This is a genomic window from Paenibacillus sp. FSL W8-1187, assembly GCF_037965485.1.
Taxonomy (GTDB): Bacteria; Bacillota; Bacilli; order Paenibacillales; family Paenibacillaceae; genus Paenibacillus_O; species Paenibacillus_O pasadenensis.
In genome coordinates this window covers 1-10000 of record NZ_CP150181.1, presented here as the reverse complement: position 1 = coordinate 10000, position 10000 = coordinate 1, and the positions used below count along the sequence as shown (strand labels likewise).

Here is a 10000-nt window from a genome sequence, read left to right as displayed (position 1 = left end):
AGCGTACCCGATTCCGTCATGATCATGAGATCCTCGTCCTCGGCCACCACCTTGAGGCAGACGACAGGTCCGCGCTGCTCGCTCACGTTGAACGTCTTGATGCCTTTGCCGCCGCGGGACTGGGAGCGGTAATCCTCGATCGGCGTCCGCTTGCCGTAGCCCTTGGAGGTGACGATGAGCACTTCCTGGTCGGGATCGACGACATCCATGTCGATGACCTTGTCGCTCTCGTCGAGCTGGATGCCCTTGACCCCGGTCGCCGAACGCCCCATGGAGCGCACGTCGCTCTCCGGGAAGCGGATCGACTGGCCGCCCGCGGTGCCCATGATGATCTGCTGCTTGCCGTCCGTCAGCTTGACGCTGATGAGGTCGTCGTCCTCGCGCAGGTTGATGGCGATCAGGCCGACCTTGCGGATGTTGGCGTAGTCGTCGAGCGGCGTCTTTTTGACGACGCCTTGGCGCGTGCCGAAGAACAGGAAGCAGTCGGGATCAAACGATTCCACCGGGATGACCGCGTTGACCGTCTCGCCTTGCTCGATCTGCAGCAGGTTGATGATCGGGGTTCCGCGCGCCGTGCGGCTCAGATCCGGAATCTCATACGCCTTCAGCCGGTACACCTTGCCCTTGTTCGTAAAGAACAGCAGGAAGTGATGCGTGTTGGAGACGAACAGATGCTCGACGAAGTCGTCGGACTTCGTGTCCATGCCCATGACGCCCTTGCCGCCGCGGCGCTGGCTGCGGTAGGTCGTGACCGGCAGCCGCTTCACGTAGCCGGAGTGCGTGATGGAAATGATGACGTCCTCGCGCGGAATGAGGTCCTCGTCGAGGATCTCGTCCTCGCCGATCGTCACCTCGGTGCGGCGGTCGTCGCCGAAGCGCTCGCTGATCTCGGCCAGCTCCTCGCTGATCAGATTCAGCACGAGCTGCTCGTCGGCAAGAATCGCCATGTACTCCGCGATGCGGGCCAGCACCTCGTTGTACTCGGACTCGATCTTTTCGCGCTCCAGGCCCGTCAGGCGCTGCAGCCTCATGTCGAGAATCGCTTGCGCCTGCTCGATGCTGAGCGCGAAACGGCTGATCAGCCCCTCGCGAGCCTCGTCGGCCGTGCGCGACGAGCGGATGAGCGAGATGATCTCGTCGATATGGTCCAGAGCAATGCGCAAGCCTTCGAGGATATGCGCGCGAGCCTGGGCTTTTTTGAGATCGAACTCGGTGCGCCGGCGGATGACCTCGATCTGATGCTGCAGGTAGTGGTACAGCATGTCCCGCAGCGTCAGCGTGCGAGGCTCGCCGTTCACGAGCGCCAGCATGTTGATGCCGAACGTCGACTGCATCTGCGTATGCTTGTACAGGTTGTTGAGCGTCACGCTCGGATTGACGTCGCGGCGCAGCTCGATGACGACCCGCATGCCGTTGCGGTCGGACTCGTCCCGCAGATCGGTGATGCCCTCGATCTTCTTCTCGCGGACGAGCTCGGCGATCTTCTCGACGAGACGGGCCTTGTTCACCTGGTACGGCAGCTCATGCACGACGATGCGGGCCTTGCCGCCGTTCTCCTCGATCTCGGCTCGGGCGCGCATCGTGACGGAGCCGCGGCCCGTCGTGTACGCCTGCCGGATGCCCGAGTGGCCCATGACGAAGCCAGCGGTCGGGAAGTCCGGCCCTTTGACGTAATCCATCAGCTCCAGCGACGTGATGTCGGGATTGCGGATGAGCGCCTGGACGCCGTCTACGATCTCGCGCAGGTTATGCGGAGGGATGTTGGTTGCCATGCCGACCGCGATGCCGGACACGCCGTTGACGAGCAGGTTCGGGAACCGGGCCGGGAGCACCGACGGCTCGCGCTCCTCGCCGTCATAGTTGGAAACGAAGTCGACCGTGTCCTTGCCCAGATCGCGCAGCAGCTCCATGGCGATCTTGGACAGGCGCGCCTCCGTATACCGCATGGCTGCGGCCATGTCGCCGTCGATGGAGCCGAAGTTGCCGTGCCCGTCGACGAGCATGTAGCGCATGGAGAAGTCCTGCGCCATCCGGACCATCGATTCGTAAACGGCGCTGTCGCCGTGAGGATGGTACTTGCCGATGACCTCGCCGACGATGCGGGCCGATTTTTTATAGGGCTTGTCCGGGGCCATGCCGAGCTCCGACATGGCAAAGAGGATGCGCCGGTGCACGGGCTTGAGCCCGTCGCGCACATCCGGCAGCGCGCGGCTGACGATGATGCTCATGGCATAATCCATGAACGATTCGCGCATCTCCGTGCCGATATCCCGGTCCTTGATTTGGGAACGTTGTTCTTCCGCCATACTTACCTCCTGTGCGGTCAGGCCTCCAAGCGGCTCTGGCCTGATGATCGCGGCCCGCCTCGCTCGCTGTCCGATCTTATCTGTGTGGCACAAAAAGCGGACAAATAAACGTCGGGACCGTCGAAAAATAGGTGGGTGCCGTGCTCCATCCGTTCGCGAAATCCATAAAATAAGATGATGGATCGCGGATAGGACAATACAGTCTATTATAGCATTGATTGATCGCTTACGATATCGGAATTTGCACTAATATCCGGAAGCCGAACCGCCGAAAGCGGCGGAACGGCGCGCTTTTCGGAGACAAGGAAGGATGAGGAACGGTTGGCTATCCAACGGGTTGTGAGCAAGCAGAGAAAGACGGAGGTCCTGCTGCAGTCGGAGAAGCTCTCGCTCCATGTGCCGGACACGAGAGTCTACACGAAAGACTCGCTGAAGGCGATGCTGGACCAATACGGCATGCTGTATATCAAGCCGGATTCCGGCACCTTCGGCAACGGCGTCATCAAGGTGCAGAAGCTCGAAGAAGGCGGCTACCGGTTCCAAAGCGGCACCCGCGTCCAAACGCATGCCGCCTACGATGCGATGTTCCAGTCGCTGGAGCGCATCCGGCCGAAAAAGCGCTATCTGGCGCAGAAGGGGATCCATCTGCTCCGGCACCGCAACCGCCGCTTCGACCTGCGCGTCATGGTGCAGCGGAACCCGGCCGGCGCCTGGGAGACGACCGGCATCATCGGCAGGCTGAGCCACCCGTCGAAAATCGTCACCAACTACCACAGCGGAGGCACGATCACGCCGTTCGAGACGCTTCTGGGCAGCCATATGGACGCCGCCGCGCAGAAGGAGTTCCGCAGCCGCCTCGAGAAGCTCGGCGTCCAGACGGGCGAGCAGCTGGCGACGCGCTGGCCGCGCCTGAAGGAGATCGGGCTCGACGTCGCCGTGGATACGGCGTTGAAGCCGTGGATCCTGGAAGTGAATACGAAGCCGGATCCGTATATTTTCCGCAAGCTTCAGGACAAGGGGATCTTCCGCCGGATGCGGCGCTATGCCGCCGCTTACGCGCCGAAGCGCAGCGCCCGCTGAGGGCGGACGGCCGCTCCGGACCGATAGGTCCGAAAAAAGAGAGCCGGCTCCGGATCGATCCGGGCCGGCTTTGCTTTGCGGTTTGCGCTAGATGTCGAGGTTCTTGACGTACTTGGCATACTGCTGGATGAAGTCGCGGCGCGGCTCGACGTTGTCGCCCATGAGGGTGTCGAACATGACGTCGGCCTTGATCGCGTCCTCGATCTGCACCTGCAGCATCGTGCGGCTCTCGGGATCCATCGTCGTCTCCCACAGCTGGGAGGCGTTCATCTCTCCGAGGCCTTTGTAGCGCTGCACGTTGACCTTGGCGCCCTCGCCGAACTCGGCGAGGATGTCGTCGCGCTCCCGTTCGGACTGGGCGTAGCGGACGACCTTGTTGCGCTCGATCTTGAACAGCGGCGGCTGCGCGATGTAGACGAAGCCGGCCTCCAGCACCTTGCGCATGTAGCGGTACAGGAACGTCAGCAGCAGCGTGCGGATGTGCGCGCCGTCGACATCGGCATCGGTCATGATGATGATCTTGTGGTAGCGGGCCTTGGCGATGTCGAAATCGTCGCCGATGCCGGTGCCGAGCGCGGTGATGATCGCGCGGATCTCGGCGTTGGACAGAATGCGGTCCAGGCGCGCCTTCTCGACGTTGAGGATTTTGCCGCGCAGCGGAAGGATCGCCTGGAAGTGCCGGTCGCGGCCCTGCTTGGCCGAGCCGCCGGCGGAGTCGCCTTCGACGATGTACAGCTCGCTGATGCTCGCGTCCTTGGAGGAGCAGTCGGCCAGCTTGCCGGGCAGGCTGCTCACCTCGAGCGCGCTCTTGCGGCGAGTCAGCTCGCGGGCTTTGCGCGCCGCCTCGCGGGCGCGGGAGGCGGACAGGCCCTTGTCCACGATTTTGCGGGACACGGACGGGTTCTCCTCGAGGAACTCCTGGAGCTTCTCGGCGAAGAACGACTCGACGATGCCGCGCACCTCGCTGTTGCCGAGCTTGGTCTTGGTCTGACCCTCGAACTGCGGCTCCGGAATCTTGACGCTGATGATCGCGGTCAGGCCCTCGCGCACGTCGTCGCCGGACAGATTGCTGTTGCTGTCCTTGATCGCGCCGGACTTGCGGGCGTAGTCGTTGATGATCCGCGTGAGCGCGCTCTTGAAGCCGGATTCGTGGGTGCCGCCCTCATGGGTGTTGATGTTGTTGGCGAACGAGTAGATGTTCTCGCTGTAGCTGTCGTTGTACTGCAGCGACACCTCGACCTGGATGCCGTCCTTGGCGCCCTCCACGTAGATCGGCTGCTCATGCAGCGGCTCGCGGTTGCGGTTGAGGTACTGGACGAACTCGATGATGCCGCCGTCGTAGCGGAACGTGTTGCTGACGCCGGTACGCTCGTCCTCGAGCACGAGCTCGATGCCCTTGTTGAGGAACGCCAGCTCCCGCACGCGGGACTGCAGCGTCTCGTACTCGAAGACCGTCGTCTCGGTGAACACCTCGGGATCCGGCTTGAACAGCGTGCGCGTGCCCGTCTCGCTGCTCTCTCCGACAATCTTCATGTCGTACTGCGGCACGCCGCGGCGGTACTCCTGCTGATAGATCTTGCCGTCCCGGCTGACCTGGACGACGACCTGCTCGGACAGGGCGTTGACGACGGAGATGCCGACGCCGTGCAGGCCGCCCGACACTTTGTAGCCCTCGCCGCCGAACTTGCCGCCCGCATGAAGGACGGTCATGACGACCTCGAGCGTCGGCCGCTTCATTTTGGGATGCTCGCCGACCGGGATGCCCCGGCCGTTGTCGGTGACGGTGATGCTGTCGTTCTCGTGGATCGTTATCGTAATCCGGCTGCAGTAGCCGGCTAGCGCTTCGTCGATGCTGTTGTCGACGACTTCCCATACCAGATGGTGGAGCCCCTTGCCGCTCGTCGAGCCGATATACATGCCCGGCCGCTTGCGGACCGCCTCCAGGCCCTCGAGCACCTGGATCTGGTTCTCGTCGTACGTATGCTGTTGGTTCGTAGACATGCGATGATTCACTGCTCCTCTCGACTGCGCTAAGCAACTGATGCGGGCATGCCGCCTCCGGGTATGCCCTGCCGCCTTATCCGTTGGCGGCGAAGTTGTGGCCGCGCTTCTTCAGCGTGGATGATGAGATGGGGGAGTAATACACCCGGCTCTTGGTGACGACGATCGACTTCGGCTCCTCCTCGCCGATCAGCTCCACGTCCTTGCGCTTCTTGGCGCCGGCGACGAACTGCTTGGAGAGCTTGGAGGACTGCTCGATGGATATGTCGAAGATGGCGACCAGCTCGGATGCCCGGATGATCTTCTCCCCGCCCAGATGGATGTACATCTCCTTCACGCTCCTCTATGCAAAGCCCCGCTAGGAGGCAGAATCGCCAAGAAAGGGCTGAGGCGGCCTATTGGGTGACCTTGCCGCCTTCAACCCGGTAGATGCCCGCGTCGGACAGCCGGCTCGTATTGACGCTCTCCAGCCCCGTCGCGGTTATGAATGTCTGGACCTTGCCCTGGAACGTCTCGATCAGCTGCGTCTGACGGTGCTGGTCGAGCTCCGACAGCACGTCGTCGAGCAGCAGCAGCGGGTATTCGCCGATCTCTTCGCGAATGAGCTCCAGCTCCGCCAGCTTGAGCGAAAGCGCCGTCGTGCGCTGCTGCCCCTGAGAGCCGTATACCTGCGCCTCCTTGCCGTTGATGAAGAAGGCCAGATCGTCGCGGTGAGGGCCCGCAAGCGTAACGCCGCGGCGGATTTCCTGATCTTTTACCTGGGTTAACTTTATCATAAATTGCTCGAATAAAACAGATTCTTCTTCGTCCGCGCCGATGTCGAACGACGGACGGTACTCGATCGACAGCTCCTCGCTCCCGGCTGTGATGCCGGAATGGATGGCGGCCGCCCACGTCTTCAGCTTTTCTATGAATTGTTGCCTCTTTTTCATGATTTTAACACCATGCTCCGCAAGCTGCAGGTCCCATACCTCCAGCAGCCCCGGCTTGACGCCGGAAGGTCCCGTCGATTTGAGGTAATTGTTGCGCTGCACGAGCACCTTGCCGTACTGCTGCAGCGTATGCAGGTAGCCCGGCTGCACCTGGCCGATCTCCATGTCCAGGAAGCGCCGGCGGATGCCCGGAGTCCCCTTGACGATCTCGAGATCCTCGGGAGCGAACATGACGACGTTGAGCGTGCCGACAAAGCCGCTCAGCTTGCGCTGCTCGAGCCCGTTGACCCGGGCTTTTTTGCCTTGGGCGGAATAGGCGAGATCGAGCGTCACGCGGCCGTAGCGCTTGTCCACCTCGCCGTGCACCGACGCTTCCTTGCCGTTCCAGCCGATCAGCTCCCGGTCCTTGGCGGTGCGATGCGATTTCGTCAGCGCAAGCGCGAAGATCGATTCCAGCAAATTCGTCTTGCCTTGGGCGTTGGGGCCGATGAACAGATTCACCTTGCGGTCCGTCTCGAGCTCCAGCTGCTCGTAGTTGCGATAGTTGCGAAGCGCGATCACATTCAGGAACACCGCTCAGCCCCCTGTCTTGAAATGTCCGCCCCAGGCGGACAGCGCCGTCGGCACAGGTTCACGTTCTCTGAACCTTGAAGCTGCCGAAGCCGTCCACCTCTACGGTGTCGCCGTCGTACAGCTTACGTCCGCGCCGGTTGTCGGGCTCGCCGTTGATGACGACCTTCGTTTCCTGGAGGAAGAACTTGGCCTGGCCTCCGGAATCGATGCAGTCGGACAGCTTGAGAAACTGGCCCAGCGCGATGTAGTCGGTCTTGATCGTAATCGTGGTCATCGTGGATGCCTCCTGCGTGATGGGATGGGAAAAAGAGGGAGAGCGCAGCGGCGCATGGAAAAGGCGGGCGACCGGAAGGTCGCCCGCCGTGTGCCGCCGCCGCCGCGGAAAATTCAGTTGGTCGTGCGGTAAGGCAGGATGATGTATTGGCTGTTGTCGTGGTCCGCGGGGCGGATGATGATCGGGCTCATCGCGCCGGTGAAGCTGATGACGAGCTGCTCGCTGTCGATGACCTTGAGCGTGTCGAGCATGTATTTGGAGTTGAACGCGATCCGCAGCGGCTCGCCGCTTTGGCGGATCACCTCGAGCTGCTCCGTGACCCGTCCGAGCTCCGAGGAGCTGGAGGAGATCTCGATCGTTCCGTTCTCGAGGGTGACGATGCGCACGATGTTCGTCTTTTCCTCGCGGGACATCAGGTAGGCGCGCTCCATCGCGTCGATCAGCTTGCGCGTCTCAAGGACGAGTTCTGTTTTGAACGACTGCGGAATAATCTTGGAGGTATCGGGATAAGTGCCGTCGAGCATGCGGCTGTAGAACAGCGTATGGCCGAGGCGGAACAGCACCTGGTTGCTGGCGACGACGATATCGACGAGGCCGGCTCCATCGGGCACAAGCTTCGACAGCTCGACCATCGTCTTGGCGGCGATGACGACGTTGCTCAGCCGGTAGCCGTCAGGAGTGTCGACGCGGGAAATCCGGCTCGCGAGCCGGTGCCGGTCCGTCGCGACGAACTTGAGCTCGCCTTCGGTCAGGTTCCAGAGCAGTCCCGTCAGCACCGGCGTCTGCTCGCTCGTCGAAGCGCAGAAGACGGTCTGGCGGACCATCGCCTTGAGCAGGTCGCCGGGCAGCTGCAGCACTTCGTTCTCCTCGATGGACGGAAGCACGGGGAATTCCTCCGGATCCAGGCCGACCATCTGGATGTCGGTCGAGCCGGAGCGGATCATCGTCTGATAGTTGTCGCCGACCTCGATCTGGACGTCCTCCGCCGGCAGCTTGCGGATGATTTCGACAAAAAACTTAGCCGGCATGACGACGCTGCCCGGCTTGTCGACCTTGGCGATGACGGTCTCGTCCGTTTCGGCAGGAATGAAGCTCTGGATGGAGATGTCCGTGTCGCTTGCCGTAAGCGTGACTCCCTGATGGGTCACGTCGAACTTGATGCCTCCGAGAATCGGGATGGCGGGGCGGACCGAGGCGGCCTTGGCGACTTGCTGGATGGCGTCGTTGAGTTCGTTTTTCGAGATGGTAAGTTTCATGCGTTCCTCCTTGAGCGGCTTGGGCGGCACTCGTCCTTGGGGTTCAACCTGCGGCGGAGCCGTACTTTTTTTAGATGATGTTTAGTTAAAAGAAAAAAGCAGTAGTAGCCGTAGGGGCGGTGAATATGTGGATAAGCCCGCCAAAGGGGGATGCGACAAGCCTATCCACATGTGTACAGCTTGTGCATAGGCTTGTCGGTTCTTGTCCCTTTTTCGGGGATAAGATTACATATGATTTTTGACTTTTTCCGTCAGGTTCTGAATGACCTTGAACAGCTCCTGGTCCAGCTTGAGCTGCTTGGAGATCTTCTCGTGCGCGTGGATTACGGTCGTATGGTCGCGGCCGCCGAAAGCTTCGCCGATCTTGGGCAGCGAGTAGTCCGTCAGCTCGCGCGAGAGATACATGGCGATCTGCCGCGGATAGGCGACCGCTTTGGTGCGCTTGCGGGCCTTGAATTCCTCGAGCTTGAGGCCGTAGAACTCGCCGACGCGCTGCTGGATGTCATGGATCGTAATCATCTTGGGACGGCTGGACGGGATGATGTCCTTGAGCGCCTCCGCAGCCAGATGCGAGCTGATGTCCTCGTTGATGAGGCTGCTGTAGGCGACGACGCGGATGAGCGCGCCTTCGAGCTCGCGGATGTTCGTGTCGATCTGATTGGCGATGTACACCATCGCCTCGTTCGGGATGTCCAGGTTTTCCGCCTTCGCCTTTTTGCGGAGGATGGCGATCCTTGTCTCCAGATCGGGCGGCTGGATATCGGTGATGAGGCCCCATTCGAAGCGGGAGCGCAGCCGCTCCTCGAGCGTCGGGATCTCCTTGGGCGTGCGGTCGCTGGAGATGACGATCTGCTTGCGCTCCTCGTGCAGGGCGTTGAACGTGTGGAAAAATTCCTCCTGCGTGCCGTCCTTGCCGGCGAGGAACTGGATGTCGTCGATCAGCAGGACGTCGATGTTGCGGTACTTGTTGCGGAAGCTCTCGCCGCGGTTGTCGCGGATCGCGTTGATGAATTCGTTGGTGAACTTCTCCGAGGAGATGTACATCACTTTCGTGCTCGGGTTGTGCTCCAGGATGTAATGGCCGATCGCATGCATCAAGTGGGTCTTGCCGAGGCCGACGCCGCCGTAGAGGAACAGCGGATTGTAGGCTTTGGCCGGCGCCTCGGCGACAGCCAGCGATGCGGCGTGCGCGAAGCGGTTGTTCGCCCCGATGACGAACGTGTCGAATGTGTATTTGGGATTGAGCATATGCGAAAAGGTCTCTCCCGCCACGGCCGGAGCCGGCTTGACGGGCGGCTGGGCCGGAGTCGCGGGCTCGGGCGGCCGGTTCTCTTCGATGACGAACCGGATATCGACGGATTTGCCGACGAAGTCGGACACCGTCGAACGGACGAGCTTCGTGTAGCGGCTCTCCAGCCATTCCACCGCGAACGTTGTCGGCGCCGTGACGACAAGCTGTCCTTCATCCGAGAAATTGGCTTTCGTCGCCTTGAACCAAGTGTCGAAGCTCGGTTTGCTCAATTTGGTCTGGATGATTGACAGCACTTGCTGCCACAAATCAACGGTATGGCTGTCCAC

Annotated in this window: 8 protein-coding genes (1 of these 8 cut by a window edge); 1 reads left to right on the top strand and 7 read right to left on the bottom strand. The window is 61.5% G+C overall.

Annotation, left to right across the window (positions count from 1 at the left end; all coding sequences use genetic code 11):
- Positions 1-2306, bottom strand: partial view of a DNA gyrase subunit A gene (gene gyrA, locus NYE40_RS00040; RefSeq protein ID WP_028597996.1) — the 5' portion only. Its footprint begins 193 nt before the window's first position; 2306 of the gene's 2499 nt are visible here — the first part of the coding sequence; it begins with the start codon at positions 2304-2306; the stop codon falls past the left edge of the window.
- A 321-nt stretch (positions 2307-2627) separates the two neighbouring features.
- Between gyrA and NYE40_RS00035 the strand changes: the two genes are divergently transcribed.
- Positions 2628-3386 carry a YheC/YheD family protein gene (locus NYE40_RS00035; protein WP_028597997.1) on the top strand — a complete coding sequence of 253 codons (759 nt, stop codon included), beginning with the start codon at positions 2628-2630 and terminating at the stop codon, positions 3384-3386.
- Between the two features lie 87 nt (positions 3387-3473).
- On the opposite strand, the gene gyrB is transcribed toward NYE40_RS00035, so the two are convergent.
- From gyrB to dnaA, 6 genes are all read right to left on the bottom strand, one after another.
- Positions 3474-5387, bottom strand: a complete 1914-nt coding sequence (gene gyrB, locus NYE40_RS00030; protein WP_028597998.1) for a DNA topoisomerase (ATP-hydrolyzing) subunit B — start codon at positions 5385-5387, stop codon at positions 3474-3476.
- 76 nt (positions 5388-5463) lie between these two features.
- Positions 5464-5715, bottom strand: a complete 252-nt coding sequence (locus NYE40_RS00025; RefSeq protein ID WP_028597999.1) for an extracellular matrix/biofilm biosynthesis regulator RemA family protein — start codon at positions 5713-5715, stop codon at positions 5464-5466.
- A 67-nt stretch (positions 5716-5782) separates the two neighbouring features.
- A complete protein-coding gene (recF, locus tag NYE40_RS00020) occupies positions 5783-6892 on the bottom strand; it encodes a DNA replication/repair protein RecF (protein ID WP_028598000.1) in 1110 nt (369 codons plus the stop codon).
- 58 nt (positions 6893-6950) lie between these two features.
- Entirely contained in the window at positions 6951-7166 is a 216-nt protein-coding gene (yaaA, locus tag NYE40_RS00015) for a S4 domain-containing protein YaaA (protein ID WP_028598001.1), read from the bottom strand.
- Positions 7167-7279: 113 nt separating this feature from the next.
- The gene (dnaN, locus tag NYE40_RS00010; RefSeq protein WP_339279139.1) at positions 7280-8422 is read right to left on the bottom strand and encodes a DNA polymerase III subunit beta; all 1143 of its coding nucleotides are present in this window, start codon (positions 8420-8422) and stop codon (positions 7280-7282) included.
- 225 nt (positions 8423-8647) lie between these two features.
- Positions 8648-10000 (bottom strand): chromosomal replication initiator protein DnaA, encoded by a 1353-nt coding sequence (dnaA, locus tag NYE40_RS00005; RefSeq protein ID WP_339279138.1) that lies wholly within the window; start codon positions 9998-10000, stop codon positions 8648-8650.